Origin of the sequence: Roseivirga sp. BDSF3-8, from assembly GCF_041449215.1 — a bacterium.
Taxonomy (GTDB): domain Bacteria; phylum Bacteroidota; class Bacteroidia; order Cytophagales; family Cyclobacteriaceae; genus JBGNFV01.
Genome location: NZ_JBGNFV010000001.1, coordinates 4,710,583 through 4,733,196, shown reverse-complemented (window position 1 = coordinate 4,733,196; position 22,614 = coordinate 4,710,583). Strand labels below are relative to the sequence as shown.

General features: G+C 46.5%; 14 protein-coding genes. 12 read left to right on the top strand and 2 right to left on the bottom strand.

Going from position 1 to position 22,614, the window contains the following annotated elements:
• Positions 1-114: 114 nt before the first annotated feature.
• The 12 genes from AB9P05_RS19535 (at position 115) to AB9P05_RS19480 (ending at position 16,513) form a co-directional block, all read left to right on the top strand.
• A complete protein-coding gene (locus AB9P05_RS19535; protein WP_371910522.1) occupies positions 115-5,730 on the top strand; it encodes a fibronectin type III domain-containing protein in 5,616 nt (1,871 codons plus the stop codon).
• Complete coding sequence (locus tag AB9P05_RS19530; protein ID WP_371910521.1) at positions 5,724-6,032, top strand: hypothetical protein; 309 nt, start codon at positions 5,724-5,726, stop codon at positions 6,030-6,032. The genes AB9P05_RS19535 and AB9P05_RS19530 overlap by 7 nt, the downstream gene beginning before the upstream one ends.
• A gap of 186 nt (positions 6,033-6,218) precedes the next feature.
• On the top strand, positions 6,219-7,244 hold the full coding sequence (locus tag AB9P05_RS19525; protein WP_371910520.1) for a PQQ-binding-like beta-propeller repeat protein: 1,026 nt from the start codon (positions 6,219-6,221) through the stop codon (positions 7,242-7,244).
• Positions 7,245-7,442: 198 nt separating this feature from the next.
• The gene (locus AB9P05_RS19520; RefSeq protein WP_371910519.1) at positions 7,443-8,216 is read left to right on the top strand and encodes a hypothetical protein; all 774 of its coding nucleotides are present in this window, start codon (positions 7,443-7,445) and stop codon (positions 8,214-8,216) included.
• Positions 8,217-9,254: a hypothetical protein gene (locus tag AB9P05_RS19515; RefSeq protein ID WP_371910518.1), complete on the top strand. Its 1,038-nt coding sequence runs from the start codon at positions 8,217-8,219 to the stop codon at positions 9,252-9,254.
• 143 nt (positions 9,255-9,397) lie between these two features.
• Positions 9,398-10,285 carry a hypothetical protein gene (locus AB9P05_RS19510; RefSeq protein WP_371910517.1) on the top strand — a complete coding sequence of 296 codons (888 nt, stop codon included), beginning with the start codon at positions 9,398-9,400 and terminating at the stop codon, positions 10,283-10,285.
• Positions 10,286-10,300: 15 nt separating this feature from the next.
• Positions 10,301-11,368 (top strand): hypothetical protein, encoded by a 1,068-nt coding sequence (locus tag AB9P05_RS19505; RefSeq protein ID WP_371910516.1) that lies wholly within the window; start codon positions 10,301-10,303, stop codon positions 11,366-11,368.
• A complete protein-coding gene (locus AB9P05_RS19500) occupies positions 11,368-12,372 on the top strand; it encodes a PQQ-binding-like beta-propeller repeat protein (RefSeq protein ID WP_371910515.1) in 1,005 nt (334 codons plus the stop codon). Before AB9P05_RS19505 ends, AB9P05_RS19500 begins: the two co-directional genes overlap by 1 nt.
• A gap of 375 nt (positions 12,373-12,747) precedes the next feature.
• Entirely contained in the window at positions 12,748-13,800 is a 1,053-nt protein-coding gene (locus AB9P05_RS19495; RefSeq protein ID WP_371910514.1) for an HNH endonuclease, read from the top strand.
• A gap of 3 nt (positions 13,801-13,803) precedes the next feature.
• Positions 13,804-14,301: a hypothetical protein gene (locus AB9P05_RS19490; protein ID WP_371910513.1), complete on the top strand. Its 498-nt coding sequence runs from the start codon at positions 13,804-13,806 to the stop codon at positions 14,299-14,301.
• Positions 14,302-15,089: 788 nt separating this feature from the next.
• Entirely contained in the window at positions 15,090-16,055 is a 966-nt protein-coding gene (locus tag AB9P05_RS19485; RefSeq protein ID WP_371910512.1) for a hypothetical protein, read from the top strand.
• A gap of 5 nt (positions 16,056-16,060) precedes the next feature.
• On the top strand, positions 16,061-16,513 hold the full coding sequence (locus tag AB9P05_RS19480; protein ID WP_371910511.1) for a hypothetical protein: 453 nt from the start codon (positions 16,061-16,063) through the stop codon (positions 16,511-16,513).
• 557 nt (positions 16,514-17,070) lie between these two features.
• Here AB9P05_RS19480 and glgB read toward each other — a convergent pair.
• Both glgB and treS read right to left on the bottom strand, forming a co-directional pair.
• The gene (gene glgB, locus AB9P05_RS19475; protein ID WP_371910510.1) at positions 17,071-19,305 is read right to left on the bottom strand and encodes a 1,4-alpha-glucan branching protein GlgB; all 2,235 of its coding nucleotides are present in this window, start codon (positions 19,303-19,305) and stop codon (positions 17,071-17,073) included.
• The gene (gene treS / locus AB9P05_RS19470; RefSeq protein ID WP_371910509.1) at positions 19,295-22,612 is read right to left on the bottom strand and encodes a maltose alpha-D-glucosyltransferase; all 3,318 of its coding nucleotides are present in this window, start codon (positions 22,610-22,612) and stop codon (positions 19,295-19,297) included. Before treS ends, glgB begins: the two co-directional genes overlap by 11 nt.
• Positions 22,613-22,614 lie beyond the last annotated feature (2 nt).

Genomic DNA, 22,614 nt, shown 5'->3' with positions numbered 1-22,614 from the left:
CCTCCAGCCAGGTAAGTAATCCGCTCATATTGTCGTGCATTAGTGTACTAGTGTCGCCTATTTGCATACTGGTTTTATTGTGCAAAAATATCCGGTGACAGTACCATGGAAGCTATGATGAAAGGGAGGCCGTTACGACGGCTGTGGGTGAAAGTATGGGTGTGTATGTTCTGCCTGTTGGGCGTATTCGGGCAGGCTTCTGCCCAGTCTGCCGTGCAGGCCAGCCTGCAGCTATTCCCTCCCCACAGCGTCTACCTGAGCCACTACAGCCAGCCCGGCAGCCTGCAGGTACAGCTCCTGCTTCGCGACCTCAGCGAGGCCAGCTACCCCGTACAACTCCGCTGGAGCATCGAAGGCCCCGGCATACGGCTCACCACGCGACAGGGCTACCAGGGCAATGTCATCACCCTGCAGGGCGGCATGCCCCGCCTGCTCTCCGCCCCCGAGCTGGCTAGTGGCCTCTCTGCCGACGCATTAGACTTCAGCGGCTACGACCGCAGTCGCTTCCTCCAAAGTGGCGGCCAGCTCCCGGAAGGCTTCTACCGCTTCACGGTACAGGCCTACGACTTCAGAAGGCCCGAGGTACCCCTTTCTGTTCCCGCTACTGCCACCGCCTGGCTCGTCCTGGCCGATCCGCCTCTGCTCAACCTGCCCACCTGCAACAGCCAGGTCACCTGCCCGCCCGGCCAGCCTTTGCTCTTCCAGTGGACCCCCATGCACCGGGGCTCAGGCCTTAGCGGGATCGCCTATGAGTTCACCCTGGTAGAAGTGCGCGGCGGCCTGCCGCCCGAAGAGGCGATGCGCAGCCTGCCTCCTCTCTACCAGACCGTCACCCGCCAGACCAGCCTCCCCTACGGCCTCGAGCTACCGCCCCTGCAGGAAGGCCTTACCTACGCCTGGCGGGTTAGGGCGCAACTGGACGACCCGGCTCTATCTCGACTTGACGCTCGATCGGAAGAGGTTTTCAAAAACCAGGGCTACAGCCGGGTCTGCGCCTTCGTACCTGGCACCCCCGTGGCCGACCTGCCTCCCCTAAGCGACCTTACTGCCGAGGCCCTCAGCCACGTCCACGCCAGGTTCTCCTTTGCCGGATACAGCAGAGACAACCGCCGCCGCCAGGCCAGCACCTACCGGCTGCAGTATCGCCCCACCCACCAGCCCGACTGGCCCTGGCGCAGCGTTGATATCACCGACACTGTCTACATCGCCCGGGAGCTCGCCCCCGACACCCCCTACGAAGTAAAGGCCGGCGTGGTGCGCAACGGTATCGCTTCCCAGTGGAGCCAGGTCACCGCCTTTACCACCCAGGCCCCGCCTGAGCAAGCCTGCTATGATGATGAAGGCCCCCTGCCTGAGATCACCAACCGGGAACCCCTGCCCAATGCCCTGGTCGGTGACCAGATCGCCGTGGGCAAGTTCACCATGCGCCTGCAGGAGGTCCGCGGTGGCGACGGGGTCTTCAGTGGAAGAGGTACCATTTACGTCCCCTGGATGGGCCTTACCCTTCCCGTACAGTTCGACCGCATTGCCATCAACACCGACTACCGGATGACCGACGGGCTCGTCCATGCCCTCAGCAAGCCCCTTGATGAGTGGCGGGAAGGCATAGAAGATTTCTGGGAAGACCGGCAGCAACTGGCCGATACCACCATCACCGTCTCCGGCTACCTTGAAACCGTTACCCTGAAAGAACCGGCCGAAGGCAATAACGAAGCGACCACCGACTCACGCACCTACGTTGTCACCCTGGCCAGCGGTGAGACCATTGAGATCCAGCAGCCCCCCGGCCAGAGTGTAGCCGTAACTGACAGCCAGGGCCGCACCATCGTCATCGATGAAGAAGGCCGCATAGGCCCCATCCTCGAGCCGGAGGCAGACACGCCTGTACTCGCCACTGGCGACCGCATCAGCCAACCCGTCTACTTCACTGCCTACGAGCACCAGCACTACGGCTTTGATACCCAACTGCATGACGCCTACACGGAGCACTATGAAAGCCTTCCCCTGAGCGAGGATGAAAACAGCGAATACCCTATCGCCTGGAAAGCCTTAGCCACCGGGCAGACCGACAGAGTCACCCTTAAAGGCGATACCACCGGCCTGAAGCTGATTACCCAATCTGGCCAGCCCGTACCGGTGCTTGAAAAGACCGGTGACGACCTGTACACCATCCTGCTCACCGGCCAGGGAGACAAGGAAGAAAGCTACCTGCAGGCCATACGCACCAATGCTGAAGACAGCACTGAGAGCCTCAGCGGCCAGCTCAACACCGTCAGCTACGCTCCCCAGCAACTCACCCTGAAGGTAGTGCCCGTCAACGGCGCAGGCTACATGAAGCCCGGTGGTGGGAAAGACATCCTCAAGGCCCTGAAAGCCACCTACGGCCCCGCCGTAGTCAACTCGACCGTCATCTATGATGATGCCTTTACCGCCGACTACGACACTGACGGCGATGGCGCTTTGGACGATGGGAGTACCGGCATGCTCTCCAACTACACCCCTGAGATGAGAAAGCTCATCAGGAGCTATGAGCAGGCGCATAAGACAGAAGACGGCACCTACTACCTCTTCCTGGTCCACACCCCCAAAAGCGCCATAGACGAAGACGGAACGGACAACGCCAGGGCCGGCTTTATGCCCTACAAGCGCCAGTTCGGCTTTATCTTCACCTCCCGTATCGGTAACCCCGACCACTTCGACAAGACCATCGCCCACGAGCTCGGCCACGGCGCTTTCCGCCTCCCGCACACCTTCGTGGAGACTCCCGCCCTGGAGGAGTGGGCCACAGACAATCTGATGGACTACACCTTTTTCGGCACCCAGCTGCACAAGCACCAGTGGGACCTCATCCACAACCCCCGGCCCGTATGGGGCCTGCTCACAGGGGATGAGGAGGTTTCTGCCTTTGGTGAAGGACCAGGAGGCATCTGCCTGGGAGACGAAGAAGCCATCCGGACACTCAACAGCCGGTATACCCATTTCTACCTGCCCGACGGCCGCATCCTCGATACCCGGGGCAGCCTGCAGGTATCAGGCTTCTTCCCTTATAGCGCTGATGAACCCCAAGCTACCAGAGGCACCGTGTTTTCCCTAAGGCCGGAAGCATACGACTACACCCACGTCTACACCTCAACCGAAGAAAAGAACACCACCTATGGTTTTGGCCTGAAAATCACCTCCACAGGCCTGAGTACTATAAAAGCCGAAAACCTCACCCTGCCGGAAAGCTCCGATAAAGCCGTCAGAGTAAGGATCAATAAAGAAGGCCGTGCCATAGACGTGCTGGACCAGGCCGGCAGCCTTGTAGAAACCATTCCCTTTACCCGGGACTGCGCCTGCAACGAAGTCACCCCCTCTGAAGAGCAAACCTTTGCCTTCGATGACCATACCAGCCACTACGTAGACAAAGCCCGCGATTTAGGGAAACCCGTAACCGGCGCTATCCACCACACCAGCGAAATCATCCATGCCCTTTTAGCCAGTGTCAATGCGCAAAAGCCCACCCATGCAAAAGATGAGGCCTTCCTGGGACACATCCTCGCCGATAAGCTCCTCACCTACGAAGCATTTAATGAAGGCCGTAAGTTCTATGTCGCCCCGGTTGAGGTAAATACCCTGTCTTTGAGCCAGGCCTCGTGGGACCAGGTAGCCCGGACCGTCTTTGAGGAAGCCTCCCTCACCGCCGATGACATACTGATCACCGTCCCCTATGTCCGGTGTAGTGGTATCGGCAACGACCTGGGCGAGTACTTCTTCATGCCCGGCCTCGCCTACGGCGACAATATCCGGATTGACCACAGCCAGCTGAAGAAAGGGCAATACAAAAACACCCAACGGGTGGCCAGCTTCCAGGCCGGCATCATCAGCCCGGTGGAAGACTTTGTCGTCGATGTATTCCGCCACACCGCCAAGAAGATGCTCCTGTACAAGGCCATCTACAATGCCTCCAATACAGTAGAATGCATTGAGATACGGAAAGACGATGTCTCCGGGCAGGCCTTCAACAAAACCATCCGCCTCTACTACCAGAGCTCCGTAGACCACCTGGCGCAGTTATTAGAAGAGCAGAAAGCCGAACTTAAGAAAGCTGAAGATGACCTGAACCGCTTTCTAACCAACCCGCAGCTACCAGCCAGCCGTAAGCGGGAAGCGGCCCTTGCCACAGAAAGACGATTGCGGGTACTGAAGGTCACCCATGCAGAAGCCAGGCTTGCCTTTATCCGGGCCCAGTCCCAACGTAATACCCTTACTCCCTACCAGTCAGCCTATTTTGACCTGAAAATAAGGGAACAGCACCTCGATCAGCCCTTTGAGCACCCTAATATAGAGGGGCTTGAGCTAGCTCACACCTTCGGTCTGGCCTATATCTACAGCGATGCGTTCAATGACCTGCGGGAGAGGCTGGCCTATAGCGATGAAGACCTCAGTACTATAGACTGGGAAGATGCCTGGGCCTTCACCGACAAGACTGACTATATACTGAAGCAGTACGACCAAACCGTCTATAACTCCATAGACGGAGCTTCAGTAGCGCTGGGATGTTTCGGACTTGACTTTATCGCTGATGGAGTAGGGCTCGGCTATTCCCTGTTCAGAGGTGATGTAGTCCAGGCAGGCGGCTACTCCGTCGGTGTACTGGTCATTGGTCCCGAGGGCGTGGTCATTGCCAAGGCCTCGGTATCCGCCCTGGTGGTTCTCATCACCAAAAACGGACTCGAAGAAGGCGGGGAACAACTGGGCAGGAGAGCCCTGCTCAAGCTGGGCCAGAAGTATGCAGACGAAGGCGTGATCAGCCGTGAAGCCTTCGCAGAGCTGCAGAGTCTTGAAGAAAGAGAGCTGGCCGCCGCCCTCAAGGCAGCGCTCAGTGGCAGAAGGTTACCCGGTGAGTTACCCTTCCTGAGCCAGCTCCATGAGGAGGCACTAAGCACCGTAAGCCGATGGGACGAAGCTGTCTATCTTAAGCTTGAAGACGACCTGGCCAGTAACCCGGCATTTGCTGAGAAATTTTTCGACCTTGCGAATACTGATCCGGGGGTGGTAGAGGCGTGGAAGGTTATTGAAAATAACCCGCTCTTAAGGAAGAAACCGGAAAATTTAGAAAACATTAGCAAGTGGATCGATGAAGGTATAGAATTTCAAAAATTATCCGATGGAATTGCAAAGTCCAGAAGTAAACAAAATCTTATTGATGGTTTAGGAACTGCCAAAAGTAAGCTTCACGCTCAAGTATTAATTAAAGATTATGATAATATTCCTGGTGTAACAAAAGGCAGGTACATTAGTAATAGCTCTACTATGGAGGATAAAGTTGATTTACCATCTAATTGGTCAACAGAATTAGATATAGATCAAGGAATAGTTGAGACATTTACTGGTAAAATCGAGCCATTAGAATTACAGCCGGGACAAAAAATTTATCGAGTCAGTCCCGCAGGTAGACAAGGGGGAGCATATTGGACAAGAACGAAACCAGAAAAGCTGGAAGAAATAGTAGGCGGTACTGCTGTTCAACCCCAATGGAATAATTTCGAGTATATTCATGAATATGTAGTGCCAGAAGGAATTACTATTAGGTCGTGGATTGGAAATACTGCTCGCCAACCAGTAAGCAAATTTACTCCAAGCAATCATCATCTGCCAGGTGGAGATGAACAACTTTATATTTACTATATAAGTAAACAAGATCCTGGTTTTAATTCTTCCGTTACAACTACAAAAGCAAAATGGTAAACATTCAGAAGATAGAAAGTGCCCTCCTAGAGTTGGAATTATTTTTTAGTTATATAAAAAATAATTCCAAAATAGATATGGACGTAGAAAATGCTTTATTCGGTTTATCCACTACTAAGTCTATTAAAACTTTAATAGAAAAATATAAAAAGAAACCAGAGAACAGGGTTTTAAAAAAAATAGATGCAGGGTTAGTGTCTGCAACTCGTGGGGTAGAGTATTTTGAAAATTACAATGATAATAAAAGGTTTCGGGAGATATGTGCTGGTATTCCTAGCCTTAAGGAGCATATTAAGTGGTAATTCAGATTTGTTTAATGAATTTTTAGAAGAAATAACAAAATCATATAAACCCTTGATTTCAAAAAAGTAGAGCAGGAAGAAATGTTCAAGTAGAGTAATACAATAACTACCAATTGTAAATGTTATGCCCGATTGATTTTAAGTTCTAGGAGATGATGCAAATTTTGATAAAATATTTCAGATCCAATGAAGTACATAAAGATTAATGAGCTGGAAAATATAAAACTGCAACCAGTACTTGCTTCCGATAAAATGTTGGCGTTAGATCTCGAAGATCAAGTGCACATTTACGATATAGAATCATTAAAGCAACTCGAATCGAAACACTTTGGCGGGAAAAGTAACATTGAAGTCATTGATAACGAGGTTTATCTTTATCTAAATGATTCATTAGAGAGAATCAATTTAAAAACGCTCGACCTTGAAAAGAAATGGAAAAAGGAGTTCGGACAAATAGCCTATGTGGATAAGGAGTATGTTGCGGAGCAGCTATGTGATAGGAAAAGTAAAAAATTACGACTAGCCATGTTTGAGTGCAGCCCTAGTCGATTAATATGGGAAAGAGAATTTACGGGTCATCGCTTCGCCAGAAATTTTGTGAAAGGGCTATTTCTAACAGATATCAATTTTACTTACTTAATTAAATTAAATCTTGAAACTGGCGAAGAACTTTGGTCTTATTCTTTACCTGAAGAAGAAAAGGTTGAAGGCAATGTGTATGTCTATGAAAATATTTTGGTGATTCCGTCAAAAGCTGGACAAACACCTTTTGATAAAACTTATCTTCAAGGAATAAACATGAATACGGGAGAGTTACTTTGGAGAAGGGAATCCAATATTTACCTATATCAAAATAACCGTACAGGACTTTTATATGCTTTTGGAGGTGAAGTATACATAGTCATTAATCCAAAAAATGGAGAAACCTTGGTTAAAGAAGAATTTAAAGGGATTAAAGAGGCAAACAAGCTGCTGATAGTTAGCAACATGTGTAGAATGTGTGGAAATGGTTTGTACTTCATTAGTGACTATGTAGAGAATTACTACGACTGCCAGTTCGGGAAAATCAATACAGATAGCCACGAAATAGAGTTTATCCAAAAATTGGATGTAGCAGAAGGTGTAAAAGCTGATCCTCCCATTTATTATAACGGAAGAATCTATATTAAGGATAGTTTAAATACCCTCCACATTTACGAACAAGTTGGTTAAGTCATTCTCTAAAAGGTCCCATTGCTTCTTACCCAGAGAGGTCAGATGTGCGGTGTACATTCGGTACATATTACTACTGAATACGGATATGTGTAGGCTCCTCAGCCGCTGACGTTCAGTTTTGACAATGTGGTGCTCGTTCCATATGAAGGTGTCCTTTTTCCGGGTAGTAGTAAGTTTATAACTGACATCCCCACCTTGGAACGGGTTTCCAAACTTGCGACAGAAGGCTCCGCATTTAGAACCAAACTTGGAAGTAATTGGTCGGAGGCATTAGATGACATATTAAAAAATGCCCACGATCTGAAATGCAGCAGTTGTGGAAATACCGGAAGGGTTGGTCGTTCCTCGATGGATCAATACCTGGATGATGTAGATTACTTTATCTCAAACTTTACAGTAAGTACAGGGGGAAAAGGAGAAGTGTTTTACAAGTGGATGCGTAGCACCAGTAACCCAACTCCTGGTCAATTAGATGAACTTCACCAAACGATTAGGGATTTTGCAAAAAGAGGGATCAAAGAATCTGAAGTTGAAGGGTTAGGCAAACAGTTTCCAATTGGTACAAAAAGATATGACCTAAGAAGAGTTGGCGATAAATATACCGAATACAAGAATAAGGACTTCGTGAGTAGTCCGCTTACTGCTGGCTCTGATGACGTAGACCAGTTCATTAATGGTTATCTGAAAAATATTAAGAGTCTGGATGATTTGGAATGGAAAGCAGGATTGGATAAACTTAAAAATAAAGGGTGGACTGATGGCAATGCTTTATTTCATATGAAGGAGCAGTGGAAATCTGTATTCGAGAATAAAGCAGATGTTATTTTTGATGTTATTTGGGAAAACCAAAGTCTCAGGAGTAGTCTATTTGGGAATTTGGCAAGTAGCCAAACCAATTCAAGAGTATTTTTCAATGCACTTGTTCAAAATACTGATGAGAAAATTTTCAAGTTTGTAATAGTTGAATAAATGAATTATCAGCAAGTGAAGGTTTATAGAGGTGTTAAGTCTTATAAAGTCCAAGGAAATAATAAGTTTGTCTTAACAACTGATGGGCTATTTTTTAATGAGGAGAAAATAGATGAGCGAGTTGAGACATTTTCTTTATCCAATGATAGGCTGATTTCTGTGAAGGGAAATACTACGTTTTTATTTGTAAAAAGGGGGGACGGATTTAAGGAGGAAAACCAAATCCATAAGACCATTATATACCAATGTACTTCGTTAAATGATGCTCTTTTCACATCAGATCTAAATTTAGATGACTTTACCCTCAACTATGAAATAGTTGAATTTGACACAAAAAACACAGTTTTTGAATTTGGGAGACTACCCATATCTCAAGGTATTTATAGAGATGATAGTACTATCCTTCTTTATCTGGAAAATCAATTAACTTATTTTAAGCTTTACAATCAACAAAGTGTTTGGGAGCTTACTTTAGAAACTAAAGTCAAAATTGAAAGGATTCTAGGTGTTTACCAAAACCAATTACTGTTAGCCTGTAGTGATCATTTGTTATTGTCAGTAGATGTAAAGACAGGGAAAATCCTTCATAAATGGCGCGAGCTTCCAGGTTTTGAAGAAGGACAATTTTATAAGGGTGCATTGCCAGAACCAGCAGATTTCGTCCTAGATAAGAAATCAGGAAAGCTCATAGGTGTTTTTAGTAAATATTATTTTGAAATAGATCTGGTATCCGGTGAAATTAACTATGAAGATATCCGTAAGGAATTAAATACTCATCACATCAATTCCTTTCGTAGAATGGGGAATAACCCGTTTACTGAAGAGCATCTTTTTGTGACCGCACATGCCGAATTAGACGAACGACCAAATGTTGATTTGGATTGCATATTAGCACTCAACAGGCACACCCAAAAAATTGATTGGGTACATATTTTTAAAGATACGGGTTTGGGTACTAACATACCACAAATCACAAGTAAGCATTTATATCAATTGGATACAGAAAAGAATCTTTACGTTTTCGAGCGAACAGATTAAGCCATTATTTGAATCTTCCTCTTCTGTTACCATAGCCCTGAGAAAGGTTTGGATCATGTTTTCATCTATACTAAAGAACTGCTTAATGATTTAAAGTAAAAGCACAAAGAGTTACCAGCTTCCAGGCCGGCATCATCAGCCCGGTGGAAGACTTTGTCGTCGATGTATTGTGCCACACCGCCAAGAGATACAAGGCCATCTACAATGCCTCCAATACAGTGGAATGTATTGAGATACGGAAAGACGATGTCTCCGGGCAGGCCTTTAACAAAACCATCCGCCTCTACTACCAGAGCTCCGTAGACGACCTGGCGCAGTTATTAGAAGAGCAGAAAGCCGAACTTAAGAAAGCCGAAGATGACCTGAACCGCTTTCTATCCAACCCCCAGTTACCCGCCAGCCGTAAGCGGGAAGCGGCCCTGGCCACAGAAAGACGGCTGCGGGTACTGAAGGTCACCCACGCCGAAGCCCGGCTTGCCTTTATCCGGGCCCAGTCCCAACGTAATGCCCTCACTCCCTACCAGTCAGCCTATTTTGACCTGAAAATAAGGGAACAGCACCTCGATCAGCCCTTTGAGCACCCCAATATAGAGCGGCTTGAGCTAGCCCACACCTTCGGCCTGGCCTACAGCGATGCGTTCAAGGACCTGCGGGAGAGGCTGGCCTATAGCGATGAAGACCTCAGTACCATAGACTGGGAAGATGCCTGGGCTTTCACCGACAAGACCGACTATATACTGAAGCAGTACGACCAAACCGTCTATAACTCCATTGACGGGGCTTCAGTAGCGCTGGGGTGCTTCGGACTTGACTTTATCGCTGATGGAGTAGGGCTGGGCTATTCACTGTTCAGAGGTGATGTAATGCAGGCAGGGGGCTACTCCGTCGGTGTACGGGTCATTGGTCCCGAGGGCGTGGTCATTGCCAAAGCCTCGGTATCTGCCCTGGCGGTTCTCATCACCAAAAACGGACTCGAAGAAGCGGGGGAACAACTGGGCAGGAGAGCCCTGCTCAAGCTGGGCCAGAAGTAGTATGCGGACGAAGGCGTGATCAGTCGGGAAGCCTTCGCAGAGCTGCAGAGTCTTGAAGAAAGAGAGCTGGCCGCCGCCCTCAAGGCAGCGCTCAATGGCAGAAACGGTGAATTGCCCTTCCTGAGCCAGCTCCATGAGCAGGCACTAAGCACCGTAAGCCGATGGGACGAAGCTGTCTACCTGAAGCTTGAAGACGACCTGGCCAGTAACCCGGCATTTGCTGAGAAATTTTTCGATCTTGCGAATACTGATCCGGCGGTGGTTGAGGCGTGGAAGGCTGTTGGAAATGCGGCAAAAAGAGCCAATCCAGATATAGCCGATGCTGGTAAAATTATAAGAAAAGATATCAAATCCCTTGAAGCTTTTGCAAAGTTTGATATAGACTTAATAGATAAGATAGGACAGGAAAGGTTTAATGATTTTATTACAAGCCTAATAAAAGCAAATCCGAAATGTAAGACATGTGGAAATTCAGGAAGTTCTTTGGTGGGTGATTTGGATGATGTTCTGAATGATCTCTATGAAGTAACTACCAAAAGGGTTGATTTTGGTGATGCTGATCTGGCTAAAAGCTTCGATGATTTTCTCAAAGAAGCGGGAGAGCAAGCATCTAAAGCGAAAGGTGCTAGTCTTACGCTCAAAAAAATGTCCAGAAATTGGGATGAGTTAACAGAAGGTGGATGGAGCTTGAAGGGGTTTGAAGGAAGTATTCCAGATGTTGAAACTGGTCATAGGCTTGATTTAAAATTTGGAAGAACCATTGATGGTGCACCTGAAGTTAAGTCTATAGAAATGAAAAACTGGAAGGAAGCAAGAAGTATATCTGGAGATACCTACAAACAGTTCAAAGCTTATATCTCAAGTGGTAAACAGTTTGATTACTACTTCACTGATGGCTTAAGTGATGCTATGAAGGGAAATTTCGAGAATATATTTAAAGATGCTTCAAAAGCTAATGAACTGTGGAAAGCAAACCCTGAATTCTTCCGCTCACTTGATAGAGTAAATATAAATACAGTTGATGATATAATTGATCTAGCTGATGCTGGCGAATTAGTAGACTTAATAAACTGGATTAAATAATGTTCAAGTTAATAGATAAGTACGATAATGTTCTGAGGTATTTCCTTAATGAAAACAATTTGTTCTTTACCTCAGAAAAAATGGACAATGGGGGTGAGATCAAAAAAATGGATCTGTCAAATGGTAATTTGATCGCTAGTAAATCCACTGGTTCAGCTCTTTTTACCTTCACTAAAAATGCAAATGGATTTTTAGCCAAAGACATCAGCGGAAATGGGTTGTTATTTAGTTATTTATTGGACAAACCGATCGAAATCCCTTCTCCGACAAAAGTCGGAGAGAATCATGTATTAACTGATTTTATTTCAGTTTATCAAGGAAGGATTAAAAACAGAGAGTTTGGTATTTATTCTATCTCTTCTAACGATGTTCTATGGATGAGCAGTCAACTAAAGGCTTTAGAAGTTTTTGGAGATAAGATATTTGGTCAATCTGAATTTGTAATCTATAGAACTGCTCCTGATACAGGCAGGTTATTATGGAAGTCGGATTTAAAAACGAAATATCGTGAACTAATTGGAATTAGAGGTGGCGTAAGGATACTAGGGCTCTGTGAAAATTTAGTTATTGCTGCAATTGAAAATATAGACAAGCTCATTGCTTTAGACCTTGCAACGGGAGTATTAAAGTGGGATCGTACTACATTGGCGGGATTTTACAAGTTGGACATTATAAAAAGCAAGCTGCATATCATCACAGGAGCGTATAAATGTTTAGATCCAATAAGCGGAAATGCATTGGACAGTTTTGATGATCAACAATATTTTAAAGAAGTAGGCATCTTTAGCCAACGAAACAACTATGCTATTGACGGGGATCACCTGATTACTACCGACTACCAAAAAGGAATCATTGGGGCACTTAACACGGCCACCCACAAATTTGATTGGTTACATGAAGAAGAAGGCGTAAGTTTTCCAACTCCGAGTCCGGTTGTTTATCAAGCTCCTTATTTATTAGTTCATGATAATAGAGGGACCCTTCACATCTTTCAAAAAGAATAAATGAAATTATAGAAAATACTACATTATTTACTTTTCTTTCTTGGCATTGGGTTTGTAAGCTCCCCTAAATACCTGAGAGAGCAGAACAAAGTCCTCACCAGCTATCAGTCAAAGTTTTTCGACCTGAAAATCCGTGAGCAGTACCTTGATGTACCCTTTGAGCATAAAAACATCAAGGACGTCGATCTGCCCCATACTTTTGGCCTGGCCTATATTTATACAGATGCTTTTAATGACCTGAGGAAAAGCATTTACTCGTCTCAGGAAGATCTGAGTATTAACTGGGAGAGTGAGTGAGCTTTTACAGGTAAATATGACTACATCCTGAAGCAATATGATGAGACCGTTTACAATTCAATAGACGGTGCTTCCTTAGTGTTAGGGTACTTTAGTCTGGACATATTTGCGGATGGGGCCGGCCTGGTTTATTCCCTGGCGCGTGGCGACCTCCCGCAGGCGGGTGGTTATGCGGTAGGGTTATATGCCATTGGTCCTGAAAGTGTAGCCGCTTCCAAAGCCACCGCCACCGCCCTTGTATTACTGATTGTAAAGAAAGAAGGGGTTGAGGTTGTAGAGCAACAGGCCGGCAAGCGATTGCTGCTTCAGCTTGCAGAAAAGCACGTAGAGAGCGGTGCCATCAGCCGTGAGGCCTTCGCAGAGCTGCAGAGTCTTGAAGAAAGAGAACTGGCCGCCGCCCTCAAGGCAGCGCTCAATGGCAGAAGGTTACCCGGTGAGTTACCCTTCCTGAGCCAGCTCCATGAGGAGGCACTAAGCACCGTAAGCCGATGGGACGAAGCTGTCTATCTGAAGCTTGAAGACGACCTGGCCAGTAACCCGGCATTTGCTGAGAAATTTTTCGATCTTGCGAATACCGATCCGGGGGTGGTTGAGGCGTGGAAGTATTTAGGTGATATTGGTCATAATGCAAGATATAATACTGATTTACTAAAAAAAATAAGTGATTTGAATTCTGACCAACGATTAAAGGTAAAGAGTTATTATGAAAACATGGCTCATCCGCAAACCTTTAAAGGTATGATAGAATACACAGCCACTAAAACGGTCGGTGGTAAAAGTATAAGTCTACAGTATGATACATATGGCTTTCCAAAATTCGATGAGTTTACACCTGGATCAAATACGTATGTGAAATCAGATAACCTTACTGGTAATTACGAGTATGACAATGCTATTGCAAACAAAGATTTAATTACAAAATTAGGAGCTGAAAACGTTTGGGTAAACCCGGCTGGCAATGGCAGTCCAGTATCAATTAAGGTGAATGATAAGTGGGTGGAATTTACTTGGCATCATCATCAAGATGGGAAGACTATGATCCCAGTAAGAAAAGAGGTTCATAGTGCATTTAGTCATTCTGGAGGAAAGCAGGCTATTGAGAGCGATTTAAAAGGTTTTTTTGAATATTAGGTTATGAAAAGAGGATTTGATTTTATTTCAAAGGACGAAATAGTTTATGATTATCTAATTCAAGTTGAACAGAGTTTACATTTAAATTTCCCTAAAAGATTTAAATACTTTGTATCAAAATACCCGTTTTCTAGCAATAATATTGAGTTGCAAATGAAGAAGGATGAACTGAGAGGTTTTGAGTTTCCTATAGAAGCGATTCTTTTTGAACCTACCACAAAAACCTCAAATCCATTATACTTCGATTCGTTTCGTGACTTAAGTGATATTGCGGATGAACTAAAAACTATTACTGAGGATGAACTATGGCAAAAAATGGGATGGATAACTATTGGGTATTCTACGGTTGGTGAAAAAATTTGTTTGGGAGTAAAAGGTGAACATCTGGATGAAATATGGAGGGTTAATGATGATAGTATTGCAGAAAAAAAATATGAATTTTTAGCTTCAGATATTTTCGAGTTCGTGGAAGGGTTGATATCAAAAAGAGTAACAACTTAAATTTGTGTTTCTTTCTGCCGTAAGCGAGGTGTGAGCTTACCCAAAATCAAAATTAGCGACATCAGTTAAGAGAAAAACTTTTAATTAAACCGCTAGGTGATTAGCAGTTTAGAACCCAAGACATAAGTTATTGATACAGAACCTGTTTCGCCTTAGTTCGATAGAGGGTGCGACAAGGTCAATGGAAGGTAACACTCCCCATTTATTAGACCACCAGTTGGTTAGTCTTAGTTGAATTAGGCTTTGTAACATGTAAGTTTCCTTAAATACCTGAGAGAGCAGAATAAAGCCCTCACAAGCTATCAGTCAGCCTATTTTGACCTAAAATAAGGTAACAGCACCCAGATCAGCTCTTTGAGCATAAAAACATCAAGGACGGCGATCTGCCCCATACTTTTGGCCTGGCCTATATTACAGATGCTTTTAATGACCTGAGGAAAAGCATTTACTCGTCTCAGGAAGATCTGAGTATTAACTGGTAGAGTGAGTGGGCTTTTACAGGTAAATATGACTACATCCTGAAGCAATATGATGAGACCGTTTACAATTCAATAGACGGTGCTTCCTTAGTGTTAGGGTACTTTAGCCTGGACATATTTGCGGATGGGGCCGGCCTGGTTTATTCCCTGGCGCGTGACGACCTCCCGCAAGCAGGTGGGTAGGCGGTAGGGTTATATGCCATTGGTCCTGAAAGTGTAGCCGTTTCCAAAGCCACAGCCACAGCCCTTGTATTACTGATCGTAAAGAAAGAAGGGGTTGAGGTTGTAGAGCAACAGGCCGGCAAGCGATTGCTGCTTCAGCTTGCTGAAAAGCACGTAGAGAGCGGTGCCATCAGCCGTGAAGCCTTCGCAGAGCTGCAGAGTCTTGAAGAAAGGGAACTGGCCGCCGCCCTCAAGGCCGCGCTCAGTGGCAGAAGGTTACCCGGTGAGTTACCCTTCCTGAGCCAGCTCCATGAGGAGGCACTAAACACCGTAAGCCGATGGGACGAAGCTGTCTACCTGAAGCTTGAAGACGACCTGGCCAGTAACCCGGCATTTGCTGAGAAATTTTTCGATCTTGCGAATACCGATCCGGGGGTGGTTGAGGCGTGGAGTATTGTCAAAGATGGGCCGGAATTACTGCGTAGAAATCCAGAAAATCTAGAGAAGCTTTCCAAGTTTACGAAAGAAACGGGGATGGAGGAATCTAAGCTTATCAGCAGTTTTTCCAACACCAAAAACCCTCAGAAATGGGTAGATATGAAGATACCCGAAGCTGACCTGGACAATATCTACAGTGGTTTTAAAAATGATCCACCCTTTGATCTCGATCCATGGACTCCGCAACATAAAACTGAAAGGTGGGCTCAATATAAGCTAGAAAAGGGATCGGATGGTTTAGATTACAAGTCTTGGAGCAATGTTTATGATGGTAATATTGATAAAGCTATTTCAGCAACTAGAGGAGCAGATGACTATTTTTCCTCATTGGGATGGGGTAAAAGGGAAGTTACAATTGGTGATTTTGCTGACGGTAGCAAGCGAAGATTAGATATTGCTGATGAAGCCCGGTCTAAGGGAGTTGAATTTAAAGAATATTCTGGTGGTAAGGTTTATGCCTCTGAAATGATCAGAAAGGAAGTTGAATTAGATGGAATATTGGTTAACGATAGGTTTTGGGAAATGGAATGGGTTTTCAAAAACTGCGAACCTAGCGAACCATTGCGTAAACTTCTTGATGATGCTGGAATATCTGTCAAATTTGTAACTGAATAATTAGCATGCAACAAGTGGAGAAAGAAAGAAGAAAAGAGGATTTTGAGTTTTGGATTACATTTTTACCGGATAAGATCAGTGAACTCAAGAATGTTTTGCCGAAAGACATTTCTGATAAGCTAGATTTTTCAGATGACTCTTTAGTGGTATTGGAAGGTTACTTATTATCAACCTTTAACTACGAGGATATTACCAAGAATGAGAATAAAAATTTAGTTGATTGTTTGGCTGCCTACGTAGGCAGTACTCTTAAAAAGAGTTGGGAACAGTCTTATTGGGATATTGAATTAGACGATGAAAAACAACTTTATTTTGGAGTGCCTGTATTGAAGTTTAAGGAAAAAGTATTACCCCCGGTATCGCCATACCATACAATAACTACTGCGATGGATAGAAAAAAGGGCGATATGATGAGCTTAATTTTGAAACGGATTCAAGATAGATTACAACAGGCTTAGGGTTAAAATCCGTAAGCTTGTTTTTCTTTATAGTCTCTGATGACTAAGTCCATGTAGTGGAAAATACGCTGGCTCTGATGACGTAGACCAGTTCATTAATGGTTATCTGAAAAATATTAAGAGCCTGGATGATTTGGAATGGAAAGCAGGATTGGATAAACTTAAAAATAAAGGGTGGACTGATGGCAATGCTTTATTTCATATGAAGCAACAGTGGAAATCTGTATTCGAGAATAAAGCAGATGTTATTTGGGAAAATGAAAGTCTCAGGAATAATTTATTTGTTTACGAGAGAAAGTAAGAATGACTGTGAGGAGACAGAAGAGAAACAGGATAAGATGTGCAAACTGTTTAGCGAAAATGTTCTTCATCCTAATGGGGGGAGTATTACACAAAGTGTGTCCAAGGCTTTCACAGTTGTAGATCTTCCAGTTGTTAACGGAGTTGCTAAAGTCAGGTTGGGTTCAGTCAAGACTGGCCGGAGCATAGCGCAGGCATAAAAAACCCGCCGGAAATAATCCGGCGGGTTTTTGGGTTTGGTTTGAATATATAAAGCCTTACTTTTTATCGCGCTTCAGGAAGATTACACCAAGCGGAGGCAGCGTAAGTACTATGCTGTGGGCCTGGTGATGAGTAGGTACGGGGTAGGTATCTACTTTATCCTGGTTATGGACGTTACTGCCGCCAAAGGAGGCGTCATCACTATTATATACTTCTTTGTATTTGCCACGCTCAGGCACGCCTATCCGGTAGTTGTGCTTAGGTGTGGGGGTAAGGTTAGCCACGCAAATAAGGTCATCATCCGGATCGTTTCCGGAGCGGATGAAACTAATGACGCTGTTTTCGCTATCACCGATGTCGATCCACCGGAAGCCTTCCTGGTTAAACTGTTTTTGGTACAGCGCAGGCTCGGTCTTGTACAGGTCGTTTAGCTTTTTGAGTGCCGACTGCACACCTCTGTGCGGCTCATATTCGGTAAGGTGCCAGTCCAGGCTACCTTCATGGCGCCACTCTTGCCGCTGACCGAACTCACCGCCCATAAAGAGCAGCTTGGTACCGGGGTGAGCATACATAAGTGAGTAGAGGGCACGCAGGTTGGCAAATTTTTGCCAGTCGTCGCCGGGCATTTTATCGAAAAGGGGGCCTTTGCCATGTACCACCTCATCGTGGGAGAGGGGCAGCATGAAGTTTTCGGTAAAGGCGTAAACGATACTGAAGGTTATTTCACCTTGATGGTAGCGGCGGTAGACGGGGTCTTTACTGAAATAATCGAGCGTATCGTGCATCCAGCCCATCATCCATTTCATACCGAAACCAAGCCCGCCCATATCCACGGGCCGCGATACGTTTGGCCAGGCAGTAGACTCCTCAGCTACGGTAAAGGTATCGGGGAACTTGCCGTAGGTAGCGGTGTTGAACTCCTGAAGGAATTGGATTGACTCCAGGTTTTCGCGTCCGCCATGCTCATTAGGGATCCACTCACCCTCATTACGGGAGTAGTCAAGGTACAGCATAGAGGCTACGGCATCTACCCGCAGGCCATCGATATGGTATTTATCCAGCCAGTACAGGGCGTTACTGATAAGGAAGGAACGAACTTCATTTCGTCCATAGTTAAAGATGTAGCTCTTCCAGTCGGGGTGGTAGCCTTTGCGCGGGTCTGAATGCTCAAACAGGTGCGTGCCGTCAAAGTAGGCAAGTCCGTGCTCATCTCCGGGAAAGTGGCTGGGCACCCAGTCCAGTATTACGCCGATACCTTCCTTATGCAGGGCATCCACCAGGGCCATAAACTCCTGTGGCGTGCCAAAACGTGAGGAAGGTGCAAAGTATCCAGTAATCTGGTAGCCCCATGAGCCATAAAAGGGGTGTTCCATTACGGGAAGGAACTCTACATGGGTAAAGCCCATCTCTTTAACGTAAGCGGGTAGCTCCTCGGCCAGTTCGGTATAGGATAGGTGGCGGTTATCCTCTTCCGGTTTGCGCCTCCATGAGCCCAGGTGCACCTCGTAGACGGAGACGGGGTTTTGCTGCCCGTGCTCTTTCATGCGGCGATCCATCCACTTTTTATCCTTCCACTTATACTCCATATCCCACACAATGCTGGCGGTTTGGGGTGGGTTTTCCCAGTGAATGGCGAAGGGGTCACCCTTTTCCACTTCATAATCATTAAAGCGGGAGCGGATCACATATTTATAAACATCGCCACGCCCCAGGCCAGGAATGAAGCCTTCCCAGATGCCGCTGCCGTCCCATCGTGCAAACAGGGGATGGCTATAGCGGTCCCAGTGGTTGAAGTTGCCATTGACCCATACATTTTCTGCATTAGGTGCCCATACGGCAAAATAAACGCCCTTTTGGCCATTATGCTCTACTATGTGGCTTCCAAGTTTATTGTATAGATCATAGTGCTTACCCTCCCTAAAGAGGTGGATGTCAAAATCAGTGAAGCGACTGGGGAAAAGCTGATCGTTCTGACTATTTTCCTGTCCCTTGCTTTTAGTGGTACGCTTACTGCTACCTCCTTTACGTGCTGTGGTTTTGGTAGCCACAGCCTCATTTTTCCCGCCCTTATCTTCAGTGGCCTTGGTAGCTTTCCGGGTGGCTCCTGTTTTACGGGAAGCGGTTGCTTTGGTAGCTGTGGTTTTCTTCTCAGCAGACCCGGTACCGGATTTAGAAGCGGCGCCTGTGCCCTTTCGGGCACGGGAGGTAGTTGCCTTTTTAGGCTTTGCCTCCTCCGCTTTTTTGTCCTTGTCCTGGTCGTTCGTGATGTTGGTGGTTTTTTTAGCTGTCATGCAGATATCTCCTCATGATATATTTTATGCCGCGTATGGGGGTTATAGCCCATTCGGGGCGGTTATTCAACTCGTATTTTAATTCGTATATGGCTTTCTCCAGCAGGAATGTCTGGAGCAAAATATCCAGGTGTTCCTCATTTTCAGGGATGAACTCGCTTCCCTTGGTCTTTTTCAGGTAGGCTTCCATAAAGTACCCGCTCATGTAGTGGTACCAGTTTTCGGCCCATATGTCCATGCTCTCATTGTCTTCCTCGCGATAGCGATCGCGCAGGCCGTTATAAGCTGCATAGTGGAATGAGCGGATCATGCCTGCCACGTCTCTCAGGGGGCTGCGCTTAATGCGTCGCTCGCTGTAGCTCCGTGCCGGCTCGCCTTCGAAGTCGATTATTATAAAGTCCTTACCGGTATGCAGTACCTGACCCAGGTGGTAGTCGCCATGGGTGCGGATCTTCAGACTTTCAAACTTGTCCCGGTATATCATCTTAAACGTATTAAGAATATCCTTCTTCATACCCATGATATTCTCAGCCTCTGCCTTGGTGGTATCATCCAGACGGCTCATCTGCTTTTTCAGGGTGTCGTATGTTTCTCTAGTCAGCGTCTGCAAACTTGAGAATAGAGACCGCTGATAGTGCAGGGAGAAGTCTTCGGGCTTAAAGTCAGGATCGTTTTGCTCGGAAGCCAGAGCCAGGTGCATTTCTGCCGTGCGTTCACCCAGGAGGGCAGCCCGCTCGACAGTAAAGCTGGAGAAGGCATCTTTGAGCTTATCAGGCGTAGCACTGAATGAGGCAGGCTTAATCAGTGTCCCTTTCAGGGAAGGAGGTGTGGCATCGGGATCAGTAGAGAGAATCTTCTCAAAATAGCTGTTTACTGAATCGGTGAATACCCTCCAGGCATCACCTTCATTAGGTACCAGTTCCAGCATCATGGCCAGTACCATGGGCTTGTCCCCTTCCTTGTCGTGGGTAATAGCCCCGGCATAGTGAGGCACATGCTTCATACCTTTGTTAGTCAGGAAGCGTGTGATCTCAAGGTCGGGGTTCATGGTACGGTCAAGCTTACGGTAGAGCTTCAGGAAGAAGTCTCCTTCGTAAATTATGCTGGTATTGCTCTGATCTACTTTTAGTACACGGCTGAATAGGTCGTCTTTCTTTTCTTTGTCCAGAGCAGTAACGCCTTTTTCGGACTGGAAAGACAGCTCGCCGCCTTTGGCTTTTACCTTTTTCTTTTTGGCGAAAAGGCTGAAGAGGGACTTACGGAAAGCATCTGAATACGCGGCATCATATATGACGCCCTCGCGGTCGCCCACTTTGGCCTGACCTATTACGCCGCGGCCAAAGGTATCCCGCAGCTCTTTCTCAATATGTCCGCCAATAAATGCCAGGCTAAGCTGGTAAATTTCGGAAAGGCCTTCCGTATAGTTTACCTCAAAAATGTATAACCAGGCCTTGTCTCCATCAAATGGCATAGGGATGGTCTCCAATACGTTGATGGACTGAATGACACGGGCTTTGCCCCCGTACCAGCGTGTGCGGGGGAGGTAATAGGGGAGTACCTCCTGTTCGATCTGCTGCACGCCTTTTTCAGTACCGATAAAGTCCCATGACTTAAAGGCAAATTCCTGCTCCTTGGCATCAACCTCACTGCCTGCCTTACGCGGCTTGAGGTGGAACCAGTAGTGATCATGCGGCCCGAGGGTGAAGAGGTAGGGCCTTTCTCTGATGACGGGGAATTTGTTTTGACTGAATAACTCTACAGGGACAGAATCGCTGTAGGGATGAAGGTCAATTTCAGCCGCCTGGCTGTAGCGTGACAGGTTAGCCACTACCAGTATAATCTCGTCTTCATACTCACGGGTAAAGGCGAGTATTTTGGAGTTTTCGGAAGGCAGGAAGTTTATACTCCCCCGGCTAAAGGCTTTATAGCGTTTTCGCATGGCAATTACGCGCTTCATCCACCAAAGGATGGAGCTGGTATTCTGCAACTGGGTTTCCACATTTATGGCCTCATAGGAGTACTCAGGGTCGGAAATAACGGGCAGGTAAAGCTGCTGGGGGTTAGTAGCAGAAAAACCGGCATTACGGTCAGGACTCCATTGCATGGGTGTACGCACGCCATCACGGTCACCAAGGTAAAAGTTGTCACCCATGCCTATCTCATCTCCGTAGTAGATAACGGGGGTACCGGGAAGGCTGAAGAGCAGGTAGTTCATCAGCTCGATCTTGCGCCGGTTGTTGTCCAGCAAGGGTGCCAGGCGCTGGCGAATACCCAGGTTAATACGTGCCTTGGGGTCTTTGGTGTACATCTTATACATGTAGTCCCGCTCCTCGTCAGTTACCATCTCCAGTGTGAGCTCATCGTGGTTTCTGAGGAATATAGCCCACTGGCAGTTATCGGGAATCTCCGGCGTCTGCTCAATAATGTCGATGATAGGATAACGGTCTTCCATCTTCAGGGCCATAAACATGCGCGGCATGATAGGGAAGTGATAATTCATGTGGCACTCATCGCCATCGCCGAAGTACTTGGCAGACTCTTCAGGCCACATGTTAGCTTCCGCCAGCAGCATGGCTCCTTCGTGCTTAGAATCTACATGCTTGCGCAGTTTTTTCAGGAACTCATGCGTTTCAGGGAGGTTCTCGCAGTTAGTCCCTTCACGCTCGAAGAGGTAAGGGACGGCATCCAGCCGGAACCCGTCAACGCCCATATCCAGCCAGAAGTCCAGTATTTTAAACACCTCTTCCTGCACGGCGGGGTTATCGTAGTTGAGGTCGGGCTGGTGATGGAAGAAACGGTGCCAGTAGTACTGCTGAGCGACTGAGTCCCATGTCCAGTTACTACCTTCAAAATCCTGGAAGATAATGCGGACGTCTTTGTACTGCTTGGGATTGTCAGACCACACGTAAAAATCTCTTTCCACGGAACCCTTAGGGGCTTTTCGGGCTCTTTGGAACCAGGGATGCTGATCGGACGTATGGTTGATGACCAGCTCAGTGATCACCCGGATGTTTCGCTTCCTGGCTTCCTTCAGAAATTTCTTAAGGTGCTGAAGCTTACCATAGTTAGGGTTTATGCTGTAGTAATCGGCAATGTCATATCCATCATCTCTAAGCGGACTGGGATAGAATGGCAATAGCCAGATAGCCGTCACGCCCAGGTCTTCCAGGTAATCAAGCTTATTTAGCAGCCCTTTAAAATCACCTATTCCGTCGTTATTACTATCAAAAAATGCCTTTATGTGCAATTCATAAATGATTGCATCTTTGTACCAGAGCAACTGGTCATTTATTTCCTTATTCGCCATAT